The organism is Enterococcus innesii (assembly GCF_022846515.1).
Taxonomy (GTDB): Bacteria; Bacillota; Bacilli; order Lactobacillales; family Enterococcaceae; genus Enterococcus_D; species Enterococcus_D innesii.
Window position 1 is genome coordinate 2,155,660 of record NZ_AP025635.1, and the last position, 22,140, is coordinate 2,177,799.

A 22,140-nucleotide genomic window follows, 5' to 3' on the forward strand; every position below is an offset into this window, starting at 1 on the left:
TTCTTCCCTCTAAAAAATCAACTAGGGTATCAACAAGAAAATATGTATTCAAAAAAAGGAGTAAAAATGAAAATCACCCAAATTCAATGTCCCAGCTGTTTGGGACGTCTAGAAGTTGATTGGGACTCAGGAAAAGCTGTCTGTCAGTATTGTTTGAACGAGTTGCTGATCAAACCGGAACTTCAAAAAACGGAACAAAAGAAACCTGATGCCACACTCAAAGATTTAGCGCACATTCAAGGATCAGTCAAAGAAGGCTTCTATCCCTTTGCCTATGACGAAAAGGGGTGTCTCCAGGCCTTGAAAAAGCAGCTGGCTTGGCAGGACACCATTTCGGAAAGTGTCTTTTTTGAGCTCGAATTAGTTCAGCTGAAACGTGTATTTATCCCCCTGTATTATTTTCAGATCGATTATGAAGCCCAAGTAAGAGGGGCTTATGTGCATCAGGAACAGCAGAGGGGACAGGGGCGTATCAGTGCCAGCATTCATTTACATAGCAGTGGCAACACCACGGTTTTCAGTGAAGTGTTTCCGACGGATGCCCAAAAAGAGGCTGATTACAGTATCAATGGCAAACTGCCGCTGCATATTAAAAAAGAAGCCGCTTATTGCACAGAGATGCAGCAGTTTTCGGCACATAACCAAGACGTCCAAGTGCTACCTTTTGATATTTCTAGGGAAACGGCACTCGCTGCTCCCCATTTATTGGAAGCCTTTGAAGCGGGAGCGAGAGACTATTTGATTGGAACAGAAACCCCAAGCGAGCTTCAACTAACCCTTTTTCCTAAGCATTGCGATACGGAAAAACTGTATTTTCCTTATTATCTTGGCGAATTCAGGTACGGAAACCAAACCTATTCTTTCGTGGCTGATGGTACCGATGCTGAACGGCTCTTTCCAACCGAGCTTCCTGAATGTGAACAGCTGGTGCAAGTCAAGAAAAGTTTTTCTAGGACCAGCAGTGTTCTTTGGCGGTTCTGCTATACCTTCTTTTTTGTGGGATTTTTTTCTGGAATTACTTCGAATCTTCTATTTGATGGGTTTTTATTACCGGCCGTTGCCTTTAGTCTGCTTACCTCATCGATCGTCCTGTTGCTTGCTTGTCTTGCGACTTGGTATTTCTTGCTCGTACCAGAGGTCAAGTTTTTCTCAGAATACGGCAGATTCAAAGCGGAACTTTCTCAAGCATGAGTCAGCCGGATGCATCAACAGCTGCCGTGAAGAAAGCTTTTGAAGCGCGTAGGAAGAAACTCGTCCGGAAAACAGTATTTTACAGCAGTCTCGAAAATATGGCGTATGAATTCGCCTTGATCCTTTTTTTAGCATTCCTGATTTGGTATTTCGGTTTTTATGGCTTATCGCTTCTAGTGCTGCTGGCGTTTGTCAGCTGGAATACGATCCGTATTTTTACAACGAATAGCTCTGATTGATGCATCGAAACGAAAGGATGATCCTATGGATATCATTCCCATTCAATGTCCCCATTGTTTAGGGGAACTAGAAGTAAACTGGGGTGTTGGTACGGCAACCTGTCTGTATTGCCGCGGCAAAATGGTCATCAAATTGCCCTTTGACCACGCCAAAATTGCCCAGTCCAGTTCCCTGACGGACAAACAGCTTACGCTAACCCAGCTGGCGGCTCTCTTGAAGAAAATCAGTCTGCCATCTGCTGCTCGTAGGGAAAACGCACCATCAGCCGACGTTTTCGTTGGACGGGAGCAGCCAAAACCAACGTCAAGAAACCAGACGTCTCCGATTCAAAGGGCGCCCATCCATCAGCACAACCAGCGACAAAACCGTTTGACTGCCTTTTTTCAAAAACAAAATTTTTTGTTCTATTTCTCTGGAGAAAGACAAGTGCTGCCACGGCAATGGCAAAGCCAAGTCCTTGCTAGTTTTCAAGTGCCTGAAACGGAGACACCTCTGGCACTGCTAACGGCAAAGATGACGGGCAAGAAAGCGAATGCGGGGCTGCTTTTTGGCGTTGAACGAGTGTATTTGTGCACGTACGAAAAAAAAGAAAAACGAATAGCCAGTTTTTCCTGGAGTGTTTGGACGAACCTTGCCTTTGAGATCCAGCATAAAATGTTTAGTAGCTTTTTGGTGATTCAACAGGAATACCGCATTCCTCTCCAAGCATTGGGCTTTGCGACCCAATCATTTTTGCAAGAATTACAGCAGTTGTTGCAAGAGATGGAGGCTGGCTAGTACTAAGTATCAATAAAATCAAATAAGGGATCAAATTATTGGTCAAAAAAAAGAGCGTCGCAAACAGCGGCGCTCTTTCACTTCATGTGGTTTCCAACTCAGCATCGTTGGTCTCTGTTAAATACTCGGCTTCATCGTTTAAAAGACTGGCCGTCGTTCGCAACGTGTCGTAAGAATGCAAAACGGCAGCGAGACTTTTTTGCGAATCACTGATTTTCATGGTCGTCGAGTCGGTACTATCTAACACGACTAAGGCTTGTTGGTTGATGGCTTGCATGGTTGTGGCAATGGTTTGGGTCAACTGCTTGGTCTGTTCGGCTAATTTTTGCATTTCATCGGCAACTACCCGAAAGCCAGCTGCCTGTTCGCCGATGCGTGCTGTTTCGATGGAAGCGTTGAAGGATAGCAGTTTGGTTTGTTGTGCAATGCGGTCGATGTCATGCAGCACCGCTGTCACCTGTTGGCTATCCATTTCTAAGGCATGGGTCGTTGCTTGATTTTGATCAGACAGCCGTTTGACTTGCGCCAAGTTCTCTGACAAATGATCGACTTGCTGGTGCCCATTGGCAGAAAGTCGTGTCAGGGAGGCAGCACTTTCTTGCACTTTTTTGATAGTGACCGCTAAGGCTTGTTCTCTTTGGGTAATGTCAAAAGCGATTTTGACGACATTGACGACTTCTTGCTGCTCATCGAGGACAGGGAAGTAGATCCCTTCTAAAATCAGTTTTTCTCCTTGTTTGTTTTTCCGAATGATTTTGTCTTGAAACCGTTGCTTTGAGTAAAGCAGTTGATTCCAGAAAGCTTGGTAATCCGTACTGACAGCATAATGGTCAAAACAAAAGGTCCGATGCGGTAAGCCAATGATTTCTTCTTGGCTGTACCCTAGGATATCAGTCATGTTGGCATTGGCGAAAACAACTTCTTTTTGCGGATCAAAGACTATGACAGCGAGTTCTTGAAAAATAGCAGCGAGCAGACGGTTATTTTGTGTTTCATCTAATGTGAATTTCATACGTACTTACCTACGCCTTTCAGTTTTTTGGGAAGTTTACACAGCGAGTGTCTTACAGTTATCGGTCATGAAGGTAAGGCAGTTAAGAGTGCAAAAACCACCTTTTTTGTCGAACAACATGCTTGGAAACAGAAGAAAGCAAGATTCTTTGCATCAGAATGACTTGGTGGTACCCTTAAGATCAACACGAACGATTTCAAACAAAAGGAGAGAATCGTATGACAGATAGAATTTCGTTGGAAAAAGCAGCCGTTGAATTTAGTGAGGCAAATGCACCGCACCCACGGATCTATGAATTACCGCCAGAAGAAGGGCGCGCATTATTGGAACAAGTCCAAGAGTCACCCGTCAATAAATTGGCGGTTGAGATAGAAGATCAGACCGTTGATACAGGCGAATGGGGGACCATCAATGTTCGTTTTGTTCGTCCTGAAGGAAATCATGCGATTCTCCCTGTCATTTATTATCTCCATGGCGCGGGTTGGGTCTTCGGCAGTGCCGCGACTCATGATAAATTGATCCGTGAATTGGCGGTACGAACCAACTCGATCGTCATTTTTCCTGAATATAGTCGTTCACCAGAAGCAAAATACCCAACGGCGATCGAACAAAATTATGCGGTCTTGCAGCAATTACCGGGATTTGTCGATGTCAAAGGCTTAGACCTTAGCCGTTTGACCGTGGCTGGCGATTCCGTAGGTGGGAACATGGCGACCGTTATGACCTTGTTAACGAAAGCCCGTGGTGGCATTCCGATCGCACAACAATTATTGTTCTATCCTGTGACAGATGCCCGCTTTGATACGCCTTCGTATGAAGCATTCGGTGAAAATTATTTTCTGACCAAAGAAGGGATGCAATGGTTCTGGGATCAATACACGACGGATGAAACACAGCGGAATCAAATTACCGCTTCTCCTCTACGCGCGACCAAAGAGGAGTTAGCCGATCTGCCGCCAGCGTTGATCATTACAGGCGAAGCAGATGTCTTGCGGGATGAAGGGGAAGCCTATGCGCAGCATTTACGAGCAGCTGGCGTGGAAGTCACCCAAGCACGGATGCAAGGGATCATCCATGATTTTGTGATGGTCAATGCGATGGATCAGACCCAAGCCGCACGAGCTGCCATGACACTGGCTGTCGGTTGGCTGACGGAAAAAAATGTCCCCGCAGAATAAGAAACCGACGAAAGAAGCTTCTTTTTATGCGGTGTTCTGATACAGAAAAGGATGTATGGAGTGGAGCGATCCACTCCTTTTTTGTCGGAAAAATGGAAAGACATACACCTGCAGTCTGAAGCAGATGCAAACGCTCTCTAAAAAACTGCGTTTTTGTAGTACAGATATTAATAAGTGTTTTTCGTTGATAAATAAATAAAAAGTGCTATTATATGCATTGTGATTAATACAGTTTTTGAAAAGAGGTAATACAGTGAGTGCAAAAGGATCAGAAATCATTGTTGAAAGTTTAGAAAATCATCGGGTGCCTTATATCTTTGGGATTCCTGGTGCAAAAATCGATGGCGTCTTTGACGTGTTGAGTGATCGGGGACCAGAGTTGGTTTTGGCACGACATGAACAAAACGCGGCCTTTATGGCACAAGCAATCGGTCGCCTGACAGGAGAGCCAGGAGTCGTCGTTGCAACAAGTGGACCAGGAGCCAGTAATTTAGCGACTGGGTTGGTCACGGCAACTGCCGAAGGTGACCCCGTCTTGGCACTAGCAGGCCAAGTGAAGCGTTCTGACCTTTCAAAATTGACCCACCAAAGCATGAATAATGCGGCATTGTTTGCGCCGATCACGAAATTCAGCAGTGAAGTCCAAGATCCTGAAACCCTTTCTGAAAGTATTGCCAACGCCTTTCGCATCGCAAAAACAGCGAAAAAAGGGGCGAGCTTTTTATCCATTCCTCAAGATGTGACAGACGGAACTGTCCAAGGGGCAGCGATCAAACCACTATCTTCACCTAAATTAGGCAGTGCCGATGCAGAAGATATCCAGGCACTCGTCGATCGGATCAAAGAAGCCAAACTGCCTGTCTTACTCTTAGGGATGCGGGCTTCAGGCGTCAAAGAAACACAAGCGATTCGTCATTTAGTTGCAAAAACTGGGTTGCCTGTCGTAGAGACCTTCCAAGGTGCTGGGATCATTTCTCGTGAATTAGAAGAGCATTTCTTTGGCCGCGTCGGCTTGTTCCGCAATCAGCCCGGTGATATGCTGTTGAAACGCAGCGACTTAGTGATCGCTGTGGGGTACGACCCGATCGAATACGAAGCTCGCAACTGGAATGCGGAAAAAGATGCCCGCGTGATCGTCATCGATGAAGTACCGATGGAGATCGATCCATTTATGCAGCCCGAAGTTGAACTGATGGGCAGTATCGCGAAAATTATTGAACAGCTATCAAAAGCCATCGATCAGTATCACTTGAGCGAAGACGCTCACAACTATTTAACGACGCTGCAAACCAAACTCAATGAAAAACCAGCGGATGTCGAAGGCAGCAACAATACCTTACATCCCCTAGAAATCATCGATGCTTTGCAACAAGAAGTGACCGATGACATGACGGTGACAGTGGATGTCGGCAGCCACTACATTTGGATGGCCCGTCATTTCCGCAGCTATGAGCCACGACACCTGCTCTTTAGTAATGGCATGCAGACCTTAGGAGTCGCTTTGCCATGGGCGATCGCTGCAGCGCTCGTGCGACCAAATACTCAAGTGATCTCTGTATCTGGCGATGGTGGCTTCTTGTTTTCTGCCCAAGAGTTAGAAACAGCCGTCCGTTTGAAACAAAACATCATTCACTTGATTTGGAATGACGGTACCTACAATATGGTGAAATTCCAAGAAGAAATGAAATATGATCGTGCTTCTGGGGTTGATTTTGGACCAGTTGATTTCGTAAAATATGCCGAAGCATTTGGTGCCAAAGGTTTGCGGGCAACCACTAAACAAGAATTGATGGCAGCCATCGAAGAAGGCTTTGCCACGGATGGTCCAGTGATCATTGACATCCCTGTGGATTATTCAGATAATGCCGATCTGGGCAAAACGATCCTACCTGATCAATTTTATTAAGACCAAAGGAGCAGCAAGATGAAAGTGAAAAACAAAAGTTATTTATATCAGCATGGTACCCTAGGTGGGTTGATGCAGGATTTAATGGATGGCACGGAGCAAATCGGCAAAATGCTTGAATATGGTAATTTTGGGATCGGTACGTTGGCTGGTTCCAATGGGGAAGTAATTATTTTAGATGGTGAAATCTACCATGTAGACGAATCGGGCAAGGTGCAAGTGCTCCAAGGAAATGAAGGAACCCCTTATGCGGCAGTCGTTGATTTTTCTGCGGCGAAGCACCTACAGATCAGTCAAGAGATGACCGATGAAGAAGTGAAAAATCACGTCCTGACAGAAGTCAGTCCGAATTTGTTTTCCGCTGTCAAAATCCATGGGGTATTTGCCAAGATGTACGTCCGCGTTGCCCCAAAGCAAGAAAAACCATACCCAAAATTCATTGAGATCATCCAGCATCAGCCGGAATTTCAAGCAGAAGATATCAGTGGTACGATCGTCGGGTTCTTTACCCCGTTGTTGTTCCACGGTGCTGCGGCCGCCGGTTTCCACCTGCATTTTATTAGTGATGACCGCACATTTGCTGGTCATGTCTTGGACTTTGAAGTGGCGGCAGGCGAAGTCGAATTGATGGAACTAGCTGAATTTCGTCAGCATTTTCCTATTGATAATCAAGATTACTTGCAGCGGGAGATCGATGTTGCAAAAATCGCCAAAGATATTGAATCAGCGGAATAAGCAACGGTAGATTTCTTAATAGACAAACGATAAAAAGCAAGCTAGAATCGCATTCTAGCTTGCTTTTTGTTATGGACGGTTTTTTGTAGCATGACAAGTTACCCGTGTTCCCTTGAGATCTCCTTCGATTCAGAAATCGCAAATCAATTGTTATCTAATACGACTAAGCGTAATATTCGTGTGTTGATTTTATTCAATAATCGATTCCAGTCGGAGGCATCGGGGATCGGTTTTAGCAAGATGCTTTCGACGTCCAATAAATACTCTGTGGCATATTCAGAGTAATTAGTAATCAAAAGCTCAATATTTTTTTCCTTCAAATATTCGTGTGACAGTTCATTCGAATCAGGATAGTACATCGTATGATAGGCACCTAGGTAGCGACGAATAATATTTTCAGCATACTCGCAGACATATTCATTGCCTTCAAAAATCACGGCAATCGTCCGTGGGGAGCCCCAGTTTGCTTCCTTGATGGATTCCATGTACATAGTGAGACTGGCACAAAAGTCATCTAAGTATTTTCGAGAATAGAGCTTTTTCACTAAGGTGTGTGTAAAGAGGAAATCATAATTTTTTTGATACTCTTTTGCGAACTTCTCTTTGACAAATTGATTTAAATCATCAATGTTTATGTTCATCGTCAAAGAGAGCAACTCTCGTAACTTTACTACGATGAAAAAAGACTCAAGCCAAAGGAAGTCTTTTCGTTCATCGAGACTGTTGCCTTGGTTTTCTGCATAAAAATCGCTGACGATCTGTTTAATTTCAGGCCAATAGTTATATGTTCGACAAAATTCTTCGCAAGAAGGACTATTGATTTTACGACGGCAAATAATACAGGTGAAAATATAAACAGCTTCCGCCTTAGGAAGTTCATAATTAAAATGTCGTTGCATGATTTTTTGCAACTCTTGATATTGTGATAACAAATTATTTTTCTTGATCAGTTCATAGAGCTCAGAAGATGGTTTTGCCAAAAGCCCTCGTTTGCTGCGCTCGATGCTGATGTAAAGAACATAGGCAAAATAGGAGAAGGAAGAAGACTGCATTTGTTTTGCTTGCAGAAGAGTAGTGATCTCCTTGATTGCTTCTTGTACATTGATTGAAGGAAATATCGTGTTGATGTTGATGTCAGACTCATAGTAAAAAAGACAAAAAAATTTACGGATATCAATTTCAGATCCTGCAAATGTCACTGGATTAGTCTTAAGACGAAGGTTAAAAGGATGTAAGTAAATTTCGATTTTTTTAAAATAACTAAGCAATGACTGCTCAGAAAGGTTGAGTGAAAGGCTCCAATCCATCAATGATTGGACCTCATTAAAAAAGATACTTTCGAAAATCAAAAAAATTGGTTCATCCTTGACCATGGCTTGTTTTTTTCTGCGATAAGATTCGTGATCAAGCTCTTCGAAGAAATACCCGACTTTAGCCGCATGGATTTCGATTGAGTCACTAAAATAGTTCCGAATACTGGCGATATCTGTGATAACCGTCCGCGTACTACTTTTGGTTATTTTAGCCAAGTCGTTAAGAGTACAAGTGGGATTTTTTTCAAATTCATCTAATAATTGTAACCAACGAACAAGAGAACGATTTTTCATGAATTTTAATTGAAATGTTTTCATAGTAGTCTCCCATCATATAAAATAGCCGTTTATAAAAAAGGTGTGCAATCCTTTGGTTTGTGTCGGTCATCGATGGCCTTTTAGCAAGAATAACGCAAAGCGACTCATGGAAACAATCTGACGCTAAAACGGAGCTATCATGCAATTTCCATGATAGCCAAAAGATGCCTCCTTCGTTGTCAGATATGTATCAACTGAAAGAGTTTCGACTGTCAAATCAAAGAACCATCCTGAAATTTACTATTTTTCTTAAATAAACGCAAATTCCTTGCACTATTTTAATCAATAGTTACAATTATTGTTGTACAACAGAATGGGGGAAAGCAACTTTTTTCACCCGTCTATGAAAAAACAAATTTTTTAGCTGAAAGAAAACCCGGTATAATGACATCTCCTAGGCGCCTTCTTGCGCAAATCAGTAAAAACGATGTTTTTCAGTAAGGAGCTTATTTTTGAAGAATTTCCAGTTAAGTTTTGTCACAAATAAATCAACGGCTAGATGGTTCCAAATTCTCAATGCCTTTGAAAAAAGTGAGATCTGCAGTGCGAGTAGCTTGGCAGAAGTCACAGAAAGTACTACAAGAACGATTGGAAAAGATATTGGCGGCATCAATGAGTACTTTGCTGGCTTATTGCAAATCTCTTCGACGAATCAAGGGTATTTATTTGAATTGAACAACTACCCAAGTTATGAAAAGAAAAAAGCATCCCTGCTAGCGAATGAGCCCTTGTTTCTTATGCTGGAAAATATTTTTATGGGTGAGTTGAAATCTATTGATGAGTGGACCGACTGTCTTTTTCTATCTAAAAGCACCTTATCGAAATATTTGCGGCGTATCCATCAACAGCTTACTCATTTTGATTTGACCTTAACACTGGATCCTGTGAATATCGTAGGCGAGGAAGCAGATATTCGGAATTTCTTCTGTACCTTTTTCTACGAGACAGATATTACCCCTCACACGGTTTTTCCGTCGGTAGCGGTTCAACAGGCAGTCACTGAAATCAGTGGGATGTTTGAAAAAAATAGCTATCATACCGCCTCATTCTCTCAATACAGTTATCTGCTGCATATTTCGATCGAGCGATTTTTACAAGGGCAAAGGATTCAGGTAAAAGAAGAGTTATACCATGCTTTGAGACATAGTATCCAACTGTTGCACTTTCAACGGATCAATGAAGTGATAGACAAGTATTTTGAGTTTCAGTTTCCTCACGATGAGTTGGTCTTTTTGTTTGTGAGTATTATCACTAAAAGAAAATTGCAAAATGTCATCGTAGAGCAAAAATTCTGTCTCTCGTATAATCACTGGCCAAAAATTCGCGAATTGACCAACAGTTTTTATCAACTCTTGAATGTCAACAGTCCAAACCCAAAAAATGATTTGATTTTGATTGAATCTTTTTTTACTACTGCTAAATTGAGGGAATGCTTATCGACTTCAGCGAATCGCAATATTTGGGACGTCAATACTTTTATTCGTAAAACATTTCCGAAAGAATTTGCTTTTTATCAACGATTCTTAGAGAACAATCCTTTTTATCAAGAGTTGTATTCTCCTCAATATTTGCCGGATTTTTGCGCGAATTTAGTTATTTATATCGAGTCTGTTCGTGAGCGCTATTGGTTTCCCCGAAAAAACATTGCCTTTATTTTCGAGGGCAATCACCATATCGTTCAGTACATTGAAGGGTGGTCCAATCGGTATTTCAGCTGCTCTCACCGAGTATTTTATCCGGATTCTGGCGAAGTCACCCCCCACTATTTGAAGCAAAATCAGATCGACCTGATAGTAACGAACTATGCAGAGCATGCGTCCGCTTTTCGCGATACCATCGAATGCATTGTCTTCAAAACGATTCCTTCTTCCTCTGATTGGAATCGGCTATTGGAAAGAATCAACCCGGATGTCACGCGACCGTTCGCGCTAAAAGACCTCTTCTAATTTCTCTTCATCTGCAATTATGAAGAGTCGCTAGAAAAGGTCTATTCCAATTCTATACGAAGAGCATAAGCAAAGCCCAGTTCCTTCAAACTATCTAGCAGTCAAGGAATTGGGCTTTGGTTTTAAAGGCTTGTTTTTACACAAAAAACATCGATTTTGGGGATGGGGAAGTGTCAATGATAGTGAGTACAAGCCTTTTAAAACAAATGAGTTAGGGAGAACCAGTTTAGCTATTTACTGTGCTTCGCTTAAATAAATCAAGCTCCAAGGAGCTTTTTGATTCAGTTGAATTCCGGTCAATTCCCGATAAAAACAGGTTTTGTCTTTGACAGTCAGCTGAATGATCTCTTCTTGCGTGTATTCGTTTAAAGCACTTTTTTTTAAGTTGTACAGCTCTTTTAAGATCTGCAACTGAGCATCAATGTCCAGCAACAACGACATCTTTTTGAAAAAACTATTATCGGAGTCGTTGTAGATGTTTAGAAAACGTTGGCGCAAGGATAAATAAAAGTTAAAGATCTTAGGGTCTTCGCTAGAACAGCTAGAATGAATAAATTCTTCATCGAAAAAGTTTAAATATTCTTCAGCTGATTGAATCGTTTTTAAGTTCATATCGATACTCCTTCATTGTAGTTGACTTGTAGTGAAACCTATTTGATTCGATCATCGAAAGCATTTGCGGCAACTGGGTATCTGACAGGAGGCACTCGTATTTACAGGAGCGTTTTGCAGTCGCAGTATCAACGAGGACTTTCGTTACATCCAATGTACTTGATTTCTCATGGAGTCTCAAACGCGTTTTTTCGCATCCATACGAAGAACTTTTTTTCGTTGATGAATCAGTCAATAAAGTCGAGAATATACGATATCTTTTGTTATAAAAAATAAAAGAGGACGAGTATAGCGGCTTAGTCCTGTTTTTTATATATGGATACGGTGAAATCTTTTTGACAATCAAATGTAAAACCATAGTGCGAGTGTTTTAGCATTGTTTTGACGATATACAGACCTAAACCTGTACCAGCCTCTTCTCCATAAGAGAAGAAGGGTTTGGCCAAATCTGAGTGTTTCAGCGGCCCAGTTTTTTTGATAGGGTTTTTGATCGTTAATTGTTTGTTAGTAAGAATGATCGTGACGACGCTGTTGGGTGGGGAATGAAAAATCGCATTGCTCAAAAGGTTTGAGAAAATTTTCTTTGCCAATTTCGGGTGGTAGAAAAACGTCAGCTCTTGTTGTTGATCAATTTCGATCCGCAAACCTTTATCACTCCATAAAACTTCATATTCTTCGATCAAGTGATCGATCATTTCCCGCACAGAAAGTGGTTGGTCGTCATGGGCCTGTTGGTTGTGAAAAACGAACAGGATTTCTTTGATCAACTGCTGCAGCTTTTTCAATTCATTTTCTGTGGCTAGAAGGGACTCTTGCTGTTCTTCAGATAAAGAGTCATCTCTGACATTCGCTAATAGCAGTTGGCTTGCCATGATCGGTGTTTTCATCTCATGGGTGAATCCTTCTAGCAATGTTTTTTTCTCTAACTCCAGCTGTTTGATCTGCTGAACTTGTTCCAAGGCGGCCCGCTGGGCACATTGGAGTTGTTGATATAGGGCAGTTACTTGAGTTTCGATCACTAGATAATCATGCAATTTGATCATGGTATTTACGTCATGAATCTCCTCATACGGAATATTTTTTTCCATCATGTGGAAGACAGACGCCAGTTTGCTCTTTTCGTTTCGATATAAGTAGGTATACAAGCCGCTTCCAGCCAAGGTCAATAGGCTAACTAGCAGCAAAACAAAAGGCGTTGCTAGCCAAATGATCTCTTTTACATCGACGGCACTGATTTGGACAGGGTAACTAACGTAAACTTTGTAGCCATTAGTGTCAAACGTCGATTGATACCCATTGGTGAGATGGATCAGCTCACCATTTTTCGCGGTGATGGGTTGCTGGATGGGATAGATGGTATTTTGCTGGGCATCAAAAATGATTATGGTATAGCCATCGATTCGATAACTGTCCAAACGTTGGAAAGAAAGTTCATCGTCATTGACAATATCAAAAATTTCCCGGACTACAGTGTCAAAGACCGCTTGTTGTTTCATTTCGATCCGAGGACCGATATCTAGTAAGAAAAAACCTATCACGCTCACAAAAGTCACGAATGACATTGTCAATGTAAAGAAGCAGATGATGCGAGTCGTTTTCCATTTAATTCGTTTCTTTTTCAATACGGTACCCGATCCCTTTAACAGTTTGGATGATGTCTTTGCCTAATTTGCTGCGGAGGTTTTTAATGTGAACATCGATCGCCCTAGAGTCGACAAAGGAGTCATAGCCCCAAATTGTGTCTAAAAATTCTTCACGGGAAAAGACTTTTCCTTGACTTAAGAGCATCATTTGCAAGAGCTCAAATTCTTTTGAAGTCAATTCGACCGGCTGGCCTTGCCTGTGAACTTGATAGTTATTGATCTCCAATGTCAAGTCGTTATACGTGACCGCCGCATTTTCTTTGTGACCGACTCTGCGCAAAATCGCATCGATTTTTAAAGCGAGGATGTTGGTAGAAAAAGGTTTGATTACATAATCATCGATCCGCTTGTTGTAAAGGTTGATCTGAGTGAATTCATCGTTCAATGCGCTGATCACGATCACCGGGATCGGGTTGTTTTCGCCTAACTCATTTAAAAACGTTTCTCCGCTCATTTTAGGTAACATCAAATCGAGTAAAATCAAAGCGAAAGTTTTTGTCTCTAGGGCGTTCAAAGCAGCTTCCGCTTCATCAAAGGCTGTGACTTGATAGCCTTCTTTTTGTAAACTCAACTGGATGCCTCTTCTGATTTCATCGGTATCTTCAATAAGAAGAATTTCTGTGGCCATGGATTACTCCTTTCTATTACTAAAGAAGGGTCAATCGTCCGTTTTTGATCGTATATACATAGTCTGAGATTTCTTTAAAAGTTAAGTCATGGCTGACGATGATGATACACTTGCCTGCATCCCGCAAGTCTTTAAAGATCGTCATGACATTTTCACTGTTTGCCAGATCCAAGCTGCCAGTCGGCTCATCGGCGATGATCAGATCAGAATCTAAGGCGAGAGCTCGGGCGATTGCCACCCGCTGCTGTTGTCCCCCAGACAACTGGTGACATTTTTTGTGCTGTATATCGCCACAAATCCCTACTTTGTTTAAATAGCTGCTGGGAGACTGAGGGTTTTTAACTTTGTGGATATTTGTGGCGATCGTGATGTTTTCCAACGGTGACAAATAAGGGATCAAGTTGAGGGACTGGAAAATGTAACTGATTTGCCGGCGATAGGAGACTAAATTCGTCATTGACTGGCCTTTGAACTCGATTGAACCGCTTTGCAAAAATTCAAGACCGGAAATCAAAGACAAAAAAGTGCTTTTTCCGACACCAGATTGACCAATAATCGTGTGGATCTTGCCAGCGTCAAACACTTGACTGACATTTTGCAAAATAGTCTCATCTTTGTATGAGTAACTGATATCTGTAATTTTGAGCATTTGATCTTCTCCTTTAGTATTCATCAAATCTGTGAAGGTTTCTTTAAAAAAATAGGTATTTTTAACTTTTTTTAACATTTTGCTTATTCGTTATTGGACAAGATCTCTTTGGGACTTCTCTTAATGATCTTCATAGTTGGCAGGATCGTTGTGACACAAGTGATGACTGCCAATAATGAAAAGATGACTGAAGAAAAAATGAGCGACTCTTTGAAATCGGTTTGCTGGATAGAGACCTCGGTGTTGAGTTTGGTGCTTTCATCTTCCACATAATTGTCTCCTCGCGGCATGCTCAAGCTGCTATTGTCACTAAGTTCCCCCATAGAAGCTTGCATTTGTTCATTGACGACTGCACTTGCTTGAGGTGCGATCACTGTGGTGGATAAGGCGAAACTGATACCGAAGCTGACGACCAAAACGATTGCGACTTCTAAGAACATCTGCAAAAGGATGTTGATTTTTGTTTCTCCCAATGACAGTAACAAGCCGACTTCGTATTTACGCTCTCGTAACGAGAGCATCATAATCAACCCGATGACGATCAAGGCAAAAAGGATCAAGAAAAGCTGAATGAAGTTCAAGATCGAAGAAAAATCTGTAATCATTGATTGGATCGTTTTGTATTGCTCGTAGGAGCTTTTGAATGCGACCTGCTGGTATTTGCTGTTTTCAGCATCTAATTCATTCAAGAACTTTTGAGTATCCATCGGATCTTTCAAGCTGACTTTGATTTTGTCATAACCCGCCATCAAAGGAGTGTTTTCACCAAATTGCAGTTCTTTGACTTCTTTGAGAACCCTTCGTGTCGAAAAAAATAACCGCTCTTCATTATCTTTGTGGGGGCGAGGACTATTGGCAGCTAACTCATAAATACCAGTGATAACTCCGCTTTTTTTCAAAGCTTCTTGTTCTTCATCGAAACCCGAATTGAAATCCAACGTTAAAGGGTCACCAATGCTTAGGTTGTGTTTTTCCGCATACTTTTTCGAGACCATGATTGGATAAGTCTCTTTGTTATTGGTAGTAAGATCGCCCTCAATGATCTGCAGATTGTATTTTGCTAATTCAGGATCGTTGCTGTCATAAATTTCGATTTCATTGGAAGGTTCGATTATACCTCCCGGCACCTTGTCTTCATGTTTTGGTGTCCGGTCAGCATACTGGGTGAATAGCTGGGTCGCAGCGCTGACGGAAAAATCTTCGACATAACTGGATTTTTCAATTTTCTCCAGCAATTCTTCATTCAACACATCGGTACCAGATTGCAGATCGCCGGAATACATGGACTGAAGGATCTTCTCATAATCCAGCTCGATGGTTACTATTGAATTCAAGTCTTGTTGGACATTTTCCAATACTTTCTGCAGTTCGTATTGGGTCAGCCTCGCCGTGATCAAAAACGTTGAGACGACCAGAAACAACCCGCCAATGATTGCGGTCCGTTTTTTGAGACTGGTGATACTTTTGATGATACGAGTAAAAAAGTTCATAAAATTCCTCCTTTGATATGCGAAAGTATACAGGAAGAAGGTTAGCCGAATATGTGGCCAATATGTGTTTCGTGTGAAGTTGGCGAACGCTTGAAGGCTTTCCTGTCATCCCATGGGCGCTAGGCTCATCCCCGTCATTTTTCCAAAGGTGTGATACTATAGAATTATCTAGAAAAACGATCCTTTGATTTAAGTCGTCAATACCAAAACAGTGTCAAGACACGCAGTTGCAGTGAGACACAACCGTCTGTTTTGACGAGAAGGTTTGGCTAAATAGGGACGTTCATTAAAGCAAACGAGGAGCAATTCAATGAAAGAGAAAAAAACAGTTGTAGTGATCGGCGGCGGACTTGGTGGTCTATCAGCGGCGGTCTCATTAGCCCAAAATGGCTTTGATGTATCATTATATGAAAAAAATCACCATTTAGGCGGCAAGTTGAACCGACTGGAAACAAACGGCTTCGGCTTTGACTTAGGTCCTTCGATTTTGACGATGCCGCAGATTTTCGAAAAATTATTTACTGGCAGCAATCGCGATATGGCGGATTATGTTGCGATTCGCCGATTGCCATTGGAATGGCGCTCCTTTTTTCCTGACGGCACCAAGATCGATCTCTATGGCGATCTTGCCCGCATGGCAAAGGAAAACCCGCACTTGTCGGAAAAAGACATGGTCGAGTACCAAGACTTTTTGGACTATGCGCAAAAGATTTATGCAATCACGGAAAAAGGCTATTTCGAGAAAGGCTTAGATACCACGAAAGAAATCTTGAAGTATCACGGCGTGATCAAAGCGCTGAAAGGCTTTGATTATTTCTCTTCGATGCATGATGCCATTCAAAAACGTGTCAGCAATCCGCAGCTGCAAGATATGCTGAGCTATTTTATCAAGTATGTCGGCTCGTCTCCTTATGACGCCCCAGCCGTCTTGAACATGATGATCTACATGCAGCATGCCCAAGGTGTCTGGTACGTGCCAGGTGGGATGCATCGTTTAGCCGAAGGCATCGTTCGCTTAGCAAAAGAGATCGGTGTGACCTTCCACACGGGACACAAAGTGGAAAAATTGATCGTTGAACAGGAACAAATCCGTGCCGCTCGTTTGGATGATGGTACGTTGATCGAAGCCGACTATTTTGTTTCCAACATGGAAGTGATCCCGGCTTATGAAGAGCTGTTAGAAGAAGCGCCGACCTTTACTCAAAAACTGGAAGAAAAATTTGAACCAGCAAGTTCTGGTTTCGTCTTGCACTTAGGGGTCAAAACCTCCTATCCGCAACTGGCGCACCACAACTTTTTCTTTTCCAATGCCTCAAAAGAAAACTTTGATCAAAATTTCCATCAGCATCAGCTGCCGGAAGACCCAACGATCTACTTGGTCAATGCCAACAAAACCGATCCTTCGCAAACAGTGGCAGGGCATGAAAACATCAAAATCTTGCCTCATATCCCTTATTTGCAGGATAAACCCTTTACGGAAGCGGAATACGATGCCTTTCGTGAACGGATCTTGATCAAGCTGGAAAACATGGGCTTAACGGATCTACGCAAGCACATCGTGTATGAAGACCGCTGGACACCTGAAGACATCCAAAAGAATTATTTGTCACATCGCGGCGCCATCTACGGCACGGTCTCTAATCGCAAGAAAAATCATGGCTTTAAACACCCGAAACACAGCGAACGCTACGACAATCTATACTTCGTTGGCGGTACGGTCAATCCCGGTGCCGGCATGCCGATGGTGACCCTCAGTGGACAGCAAGTCAGTGAGATGATCACCAAAAGAGAACACTAAGACAAGAAAGGATGATGACTGTGTATCTGCTGCTCGCTGGTATTTGCGCTGCTTGGCTGGCAGGCTGGCTGATTTTTTTCCGCCTGCCGACGATACCCACCCGCAAGGAGACAGCCGCATCCAAAGACTTGAAGGAGAGGGCAGAATTGTCGATCATCATCCCCGCCCGCAATGAAGCAGAAAATTTGCCGCAATTGTTGGCATCCTTGCAGCAGCAAACCCTCCATCCTGTGGAGATTTTGGTGGTTGATGACGGATCGGAAGACGAGACGATCGCCTGTGCCAAGGGCTTCGGTGTGACGGTCTTGCAAACCGCTGCTGATTCTGCTGGGAAAGCGGCGGCTTGCTGGTTAGGCGCCTCACAAGCGGTGGGCAAGTATCTATTATTTTTGGATGCCGATACCTTCTTTCTAGCAGAAGATGGCTTAGAGCGCCTTTTCGCTGCGTATGAGGAGCGATCGGGACAAGGCCTGCTCTCGGTGCAGCCCTATCATCAAACGAAGCGCCTGTATGAACAACTATCTGCCGTCTTTAATGTCATCTTACCTGTCGGGTTGAACCGCTTTTCTATCGTAGGCGAAAAACTCTCAGCCGGCGGCGCCTTTGGTCCGTGTATCTTGTGCAGCAAAACAGCGTACCTTCAAGCCAATGGGCATCAGGACATGCCACAAGGAATCTTAGATGATCTAGCACTAGCGAGACGTTTTAAGAAAAAACGCTTGCCGATCGCCTTGTATGGTGGAAAAGACCTGTTGGCCTTTCGGATGTATCCAGCTGGTGTTCGTCAACTTGTTCAAGGCTGGACGAAGGACTTTGCCACTGCTTCGCAATTCACTCACCCTTTGATTATGGCAGGGGTCATCTTGTGGATCAGCGGCGGCATTGGGGTACTGGCGGCACCGTTTCTGATGAAACCGCTTTGGTTAGGCCTGCTTTTTTATGCTACTTATTTTGGACAAACCGTGTGCTTTGCCCGCCGTGTCGGCAACTTCAACCGAGTCTTGCTGCTTTTTTTTCCATGTTACTTTCTTTTTTTCCTAGGCTTATTTGGTTGGTCATGGATCCAAACCCATTTGTTGAAATCCGTGACCTGGAAAGGACGCAAAATCAATTTATAGGAGGCGATGCACATGCCGCTGATCACCTTATCTCCACTGCTCTTGCTCATTACAGACAGCTTGGCTTGGCTGCTGTTTCATCTAGGCATCTCCTTTGGCTTGCGCAAAGTCAGCGATGCCTTTTTTGAACGTCATGCCAACTGGTTCCGTTCTTTTGCCTTTGAAAAAGGCGGTAGGATCTGGTCGGAGGTGTTTCGTATTCGTCAGTGGAAAGACAAATTGCCCGACGGTACTGTGATTGCCAAAAAAGGCTTTGACAAATCCCGCTTGGCTCAACAGCAAAAGGACTATCTGGAAAAATTCGTCATCGAGACACGCCGAGCAGAGCTGACCCATTGGCTGCTGATGGTTCCAGCACCGTTCTTTTTCCTCTGGAATCCTGCGTGGGCGGGCTGGGTGATGATCGTCTATGCGTTATTGGCTAACTGCCCATTCATCATGATCCAACGCTACAATCGCCCCCGTTTAGAGCGAGTCTTGCGGAAAAAAAGTGCCCTGCAAGTCAAGCAGAAGGCGACGGTCTAGGTTCCTGTAGGTGCCGCTTTAAGATTCGCTGAAAAATAGGCAAACTGGAAATCAAAAGGATCGGAGGATAACTACCTTCGATCCTTTTTAAAAAATTGGTGTTAATTTTTATGGGATGTGCCAAGACCGTTTTTTGTACACTAAGGTCATTCAGAGGAAAGGGTGATCGTATGTCATCAGAAGGATGTGGGCAAATTTTCGACCAACCGATGCAGGCTGCTGCATTGGTCGGTCATATGTTTGTACAAGCACAAAGTATTTTTGTAAGTGTAGAAAAGAGGGAGGGATGCGCAAGATGATTGAAGATAGCCGACAACGGGACCACTATTACGACATGCTGATTGAAAAAAATTCCCAATATGAAGGGATTTTTTACGTTGGGGTAAAAACCACCGGCGTCTTTTGCCGTCCCACCTGCCCAGCGAAAAAACCGCTCAAAAAAAATTGCGAGTTTTTTCAGACAGCACAAGAAGCGCTGCTGGCGGCGTATCGACCCTGCAAACGATGTCGCCCGCTCAGCTCGCCTAGCCACTTATCTCCTGACGTGAAAAGCCTAGTGGAAGCGGTGGAGAGTAACCCAGAGAAAAAGTGGACCGACAAAGATTTTGAAGCGCTAGCGATCCATCCCAATACTGCGCGTCGACAATTTAAAAAATATTTTGGCATGACCTTTATCGAATATTCCCGTGCACGCCGTTTAGGGTTAGCGTTTAAGCAGATTCGTGAAGGAGAACCGCTGATCCAAGCACAATTAGAAGCCGGTTTCGATTCTGGTAACGGCTTTCGAGATGCGTTTTCTCGGATTATGGGGGAGTTGCCTTCCAACAGCCGCGAAAAAACGATTCTTTCTTCTGCTTGGCTTGAGACCAAGCTGGGGTCGATGTTGGCAATCAGCGACCAGCAGCAGCTTTACTTGTTAGAATTCGTGGATCGCAGAGGGCTAGAAACGGAGATTGCTGTTTTGAGAAGCCGCTTGAATGCAGTGATTATTCCCCAGCAAACAGCAATCATTCAGCAACTCAAGCAAGAACTGACGGAATATTTTGCAGGAAATCGAACTGCCTTCACGATACCCATCGCATTGATCGGCTCTGATTTTCAGAAAGCCGTCTGGCAGCAGCTGTTGACAATGAAGATTGGAGAAACATACTCTTACAAACAATTGGCACAGCGAATCGGCAATGAAAAAGCCACCCGAGCTGTTGCTAATGCCAACGGAAAAAATCAATTGGCGTTGATTGTTCCATGCCACCGTGTCATCAATAGTGATGGCAGCATCGGCGGCTATGGCGGCGGTGTCGAACGCAAAAAGTGGTTACTGGCTTTGGAAAAGCAGGTGCAGCCGACCACAATGATCTAAAAAGAGATAACTATGCGTAGGAATCAGCGCTTCATCGATCAGTACATGGAATGGATCGAATCCTCTTCAGTAAAATATATATTTAGCGGAACTTATGGAATCTTTCATGAGTTCTGCTTTTTTATTAGATTTGAAGGGGACATAGAGAAAAGGTGGGACCTTCGTTAGTGTCTAACCGTTCTTAACCTCTATAAAAATAAGCATTGAATGATTTTCTTAAACAACCAAAGCATATCTTTTTACAACTTACAAAAAGTAAGTTATGATTATCTCGAATTCGAAATAAAGAGGTGAGGAAAATGGCGCATCAAGAAGAAGCGCTCAAAGCGTACATCGGTTTGCTGCGCACGGCGAGTCGTTTGGAACAAGTGGCAAAAAAAGATGTCCGTTGTTATGGCTTAAACATCACGGAGTTTTCCGTACTGGAATTGCTTTACCATAAAGGCACCCATACGACGCAAGCCATCAAGGAAAAAATCTTGATCGCCAGCAGCTCGACAACCTATGTAGTCGATCAATTAGTCAAAAAAGGCTGCGTGCAACGGGAACCTAGCCAAGAAGATCAACGAGTAACTTACGTCAGTATTACGGAAGCAGGCAGGGCATTGATGGAGAAAATTTTTCCCAGTCATGCACAAAAGATTGCGGCGAGTTTTTCCGAACTCAGCAGTGAAGAATTGCAACAATTAAAAACAATTTTACGAAAAATAACTTACGATCAGAAATGAGGAAAAGAAAATGAGAAAACAAGACCAATTATTAGGGGTACACCATGTGACGGCTATGACAAGTGATGTGGAACGGAATTACCATTTCTTTACGGATGTGTTAGGGATGCGTTTAGTGAAAAAAACCGTCAATCAAGATGACATTTATACGTACCATACCTACTTTGCGGATGATTTAGGGACACCGGGAACGACCATGACGTTCTTTGATTTTCCCAATACCGCTCGCGGCAGCAAAGGAACCAACTCGATCACCCGCACCAGTTTCCGAGTACCCAGTGATGCTGCCCTTGATTATTATGCCGCACGCTTTGATGAATTTGAGGTAAAACACGAAGCAATCACCACCGAATTTGGGAAAAAAGTGTTGCGCTTTTGGGATTTTGATACGCAAGCCTATCAATTGATCTCTGATGAACACAATACTGGCGTGAAAGCTGGTACCCCTTGGAAAAAAGGACCGGTTCCTACTGAATTTGCGATTTATGGCTTAGGTCCTGTCGAAATGTCTGTTTCTTACTTGGCAGATTTCCAAGGGCTGCTGGAATCCGTTTTTGATTTCAAAACCATTGATCAAGTAGACAATCGCTATTTGCTAGAAGTCGGTGAAGGCGGCAATGGCGCTCAAGTCGTTTTAGTGGAAGATACCACGAGTCCGCAAGCACAACAAGGCGATGGCGAAGTGCATCATGTCGCTTTTCGTTTAGCTCACCACGACTCATTAGCAGTTTGGCAAGAAATCTTTGATAACTTGGGATTGGCTAACTCCGGCTATGTGGATCGCTACTATTTTGAATCCTTGTATGTGCGCATCGGCCATATTCTTTTTGAACTAGCAACAGATGAACCAGGGTTTATGGGGGATGAGCCATACGAAACATTGGGTGAATCCTTATCATTGGCACCATTTTTAGAAAATCGCCGTGAATACATCGAAGGAGTCATCAAACCCTTCAATACAAAACGCGCCTAA

Annotated in this window: 20 protein-coding genes; 13 read left to right on the top strand and 7 right to left on the bottom strand. The window is 43.2% G+C overall.

Going from position 1 to position 22,140, the window contains the following annotated elements:
* Positions 1 to 66: 66 nt before the first annotated feature.
* The 3 genes from ENLAB_RS10100 to ENLAB_RS10110 are packed head-to-tail and all read left to right on the top strand — an operon-like array spanning position 67 to position 2,208.
* Entirely contained in the window at positions 67 to 1,191 is a 1,125-nt protein-coding gene (locus ENLAB_RS10100; protein WP_244350940.1) for a hypothetical protein, read from the top strand.
* Positions 1,188 to 1,430: a hypothetical protein gene (locus ENLAB_RS10105; RefSeq protein WP_244350942.1), complete on the top strand. Its 243-nt coding sequence runs from the start codon at positions 1,188 to 1,190 to the stop codon at positions 1,428 to 1,430. The genes ENLAB_RS10100 and ENLAB_RS10105 overlap by 4 nt, the downstream gene beginning before the upstream one ends.
* A gap of 25 nt (positions 1,431 to 1,455) precedes the next feature.
* Entirely contained in the window at positions 1,456 to 2,208 is a 753-nt protein-coding gene (locus tag ENLAB_RS10110; RefSeq protein ID WP_244350944.1) for a hypothetical protein, read from the top strand.
* Positions 2,209 to 2,290: 82 nt separating this feature from the next.
* Here the strand turns inward: ENLAB_RS10110 and ENLAB_RS10115 are convergent, their stop codons facing one another.
* A complete protein-coding gene (locus ENLAB_RS10115; protein ID WP_200125629.1) occupies positions 2,291 to 3,220 on the bottom strand; it encodes a methyl-accepting chemotaxis protein in 930 nt (309 codons plus the stop codon).
* Positions 3,221 to 3,438: 218 nt separating this feature from the next.
* Between ENLAB_RS10115 and ENLAB_RS10120 the strand changes: the two genes are divergently transcribed.
* The 3 genes from ENLAB_RS10120 (at position 3,439) to budA (ending at position 7,039) form a co-directional block, all read left to right on the top strand.
* The gene (locus ENLAB_RS10120; protein WP_244350947.1) at positions 3,439 to 4,398 is read left to right on the top strand and encodes an alpha/beta hydrolase; all 960 of its coding nucleotides are present in this window, start codon (positions 3,439 to 3,441) and stop codon (positions 4,396 to 4,398) included.
* A 253-nt stretch (positions 4,399 to 4,651) separates the two neighbouring features.
* A complete protein-coding gene (gene alsS / locus ENLAB_RS10125; RefSeq protein WP_244350951.1) occupies positions 4,652 to 6,304 on the top strand; it encodes an acetolactate synthase AlsS in 1,653 nt (550 codons plus the stop codon).
* Positions 6,305 to 6,322: 18 nt separating this feature from the next.
* Positions 6,323 to 7,039 (top strand): acetolactate decarboxylase, encoded by a 717-nt coding sequence (gene budA / locus ENLAB_RS10130; protein WP_244350953.1) that lies wholly within the window; start codon positions 6,323 to 6,325, stop codon positions 7,037 to 7,039.
* 143 nt (positions 7,040 to 7,182) lie between these two features.
* Here the strand turns inward: budA and ENLAB_RS10135 are convergent, their stop codons facing one another.
* Entirely contained in the window at positions 7,183 to 8,670 is a 1,488-nt protein-coding gene (locus ENLAB_RS10135; RefSeq protein WP_194194992.1) for an AcpB/EbpR/MafR family transcriptional regulator, read from the bottom strand.
* A 452-nt stretch (positions 8,671 to 9,122) separates the two neighbouring features.
* Here ENLAB_RS10135 and ENLAB_RS10140 point away from each other — a divergent pair, with 452 nt between their 5' ends.
* Positions 9,123 to 10,616 (top strand): AcpB/EbpR/MafR family transcriptional regulator, encoded by a 1,494-nt coding sequence (locus ENLAB_RS10140; RefSeq protein ID WP_244350956.1) that lies wholly within the window; start codon positions 9,123 to 9,125, stop codon positions 10,614 to 10,616.
* 234 nt (positions 10,617 to 10,850) lie between these two features.
* Here the strand turns inward: ENLAB_RS10140 and ENLAB_RS10145 are convergent, their stop codons facing one another.
* The 5 genes from ENLAB_RS10145 to ENLAB_RS10165 all read right to left on the bottom strand — a co-directional run bounded on the left by ENLAB_RS10145 (position 10,851) and on the right by ENLAB_RS10165 (position 15,638).
* On the bottom strand, positions 10,851 to 11,228 hold the full coding sequence (locus tag ENLAB_RS10145; RefSeq protein WP_096742070.1) for a DUF7006 family protein: 378 nt from the start codon (positions 11,226 to 11,228) through the stop codon (positions 10,851 to 10,853).
* A 296-nt stretch (positions 11,229 to 11,524) separates the two neighbouring features.
* The gene (locus tag ENLAB_RS10150; RefSeq protein ID WP_220426320.1) at positions 11,525 to 12,850 is read right to left on the bottom strand and encodes a sensor histidine kinase; all 1,326 of its coding nucleotides are present in this window, start codon (positions 12,848 to 12,850) and stop codon (positions 11,525 to 11,527) included.
* Positions 12,831 to 13,499 carry a response regulator transcription factor gene (locus tag ENLAB_RS10155; RefSeq protein ID WP_220426319.1) on the bottom strand — a complete coding sequence of 223 codons (669 nt, stop codon included), beginning with the start codon at positions 13,497 to 13,499 and terminating at the stop codon, positions 12,831 to 12,833. Before ENLAB_RS10155 ends, ENLAB_RS10150 begins: the two co-directional genes overlap by 20 nt.
* Positions 13,500 to 13,518: 19 nt before the next feature.
* A complete protein-coding gene (locus ENLAB_RS10160; protein WP_185938618.1) occupies positions 13,519 to 14,148 on the bottom strand; it encodes an ATP-binding cassette domain-containing protein in 630 nt (209 codons plus the stop codon).
* An 83-nt stretch (positions 14,149 to 14,231) separates the two neighbouring features.
* Positions 14,232 to 15,638 carry an ABC transporter permease gene (locus tag ENLAB_RS10165; RefSeq protein ID WP_220426317.1) on the bottom strand — a complete coding sequence of 469 codons (1,407 nt, stop codon included), beginning with the start codon at positions 15,636 to 15,638 and terminating at the stop codon, positions 14,232 to 14,234.
* 310 nt (positions 15,639 to 15,948) lie between these two features.
* Between ENLAB_RS10165 and ENLAB_RS10170 the strand changes: the two genes are divergently transcribed.
* From ENLAB_RS10170 to ENLAB_RS10195, 6 genes are all read left to right on the top strand, one after another.
* On the top strand, positions 15,949 to 17,436 hold the full coding sequence (locus ENLAB_RS10170; protein WP_140965191.1) for a phytoene desaturase family protein: 1,488 nt from the start codon (positions 15,949 to 15,951) through the stop codon (positions 17,434 to 17,436).
* Between the two features lie 11 nt (positions 17,437 to 17,447).
* The gene (locus ENLAB_RS10175) at positions 17,448 to 18,554 is read left to right on the top strand and encodes a glycosyltransferase (RefSeq protein ID WP_220426316.1); all 1,107 of its coding nucleotides are present in this window, start codon (positions 17,448 to 17,450) and stop codon (positions 18,552 to 18,554) included.
* Between the two features lie 12 nt (positions 18,555 to 18,566).
* Positions 18,567 to 19,079: a glycosyl-4,4'-diaponeurosporenoate acyltransferase CrtO family protein gene (locus tag ENLAB_RS10180; RefSeq protein WP_015508786.1), complete on the top strand. Its 513-nt coding sequence runs from the start codon at positions 18,567 to 18,569 to the stop codon at positions 19,077 to 19,079.
* 295 nt (positions 19,080 to 19,374) lie between these two features.
* Positions 19,375 to 20,439, top strand: a complete 1,065-nt coding sequence (locus tag ENLAB_RS10185; RefSeq protein WP_201705625.1) for a bifunctional transcriptional activator/DNA repair enzyme AdaA — start codon at positions 19,375 to 19,377, stop codon at positions 20,437 to 20,439.
* A gap of 299 nt (positions 20,440 to 20,738) precedes the next feature.
* The gene (locus tag ENLAB_RS10190; RefSeq protein ID WP_010748593.1) at positions 20,739 to 21,167 is read left to right on the top strand and encodes a MarR family winged helix-turn-helix transcriptional regulator; all 429 of its coding nucleotides are present in this window, start codon (positions 20,739 to 20,741) and stop codon (positions 21,165 to 21,167) included.
* 10 nt (positions 21,168 to 21,177) lie between these two features.
* Positions 21,178 to 22,140 carry a ring-cleaving dioxygenase gene (locus tag ENLAB_RS10195; RefSeq protein ID WP_201705626.1) on the top strand — a complete coding sequence of 321 codons (963 nt, stop codon included), beginning with the start codon at positions 21,178 to 21,180 and terminating at the stop codon, positions 22,138 to 22,140.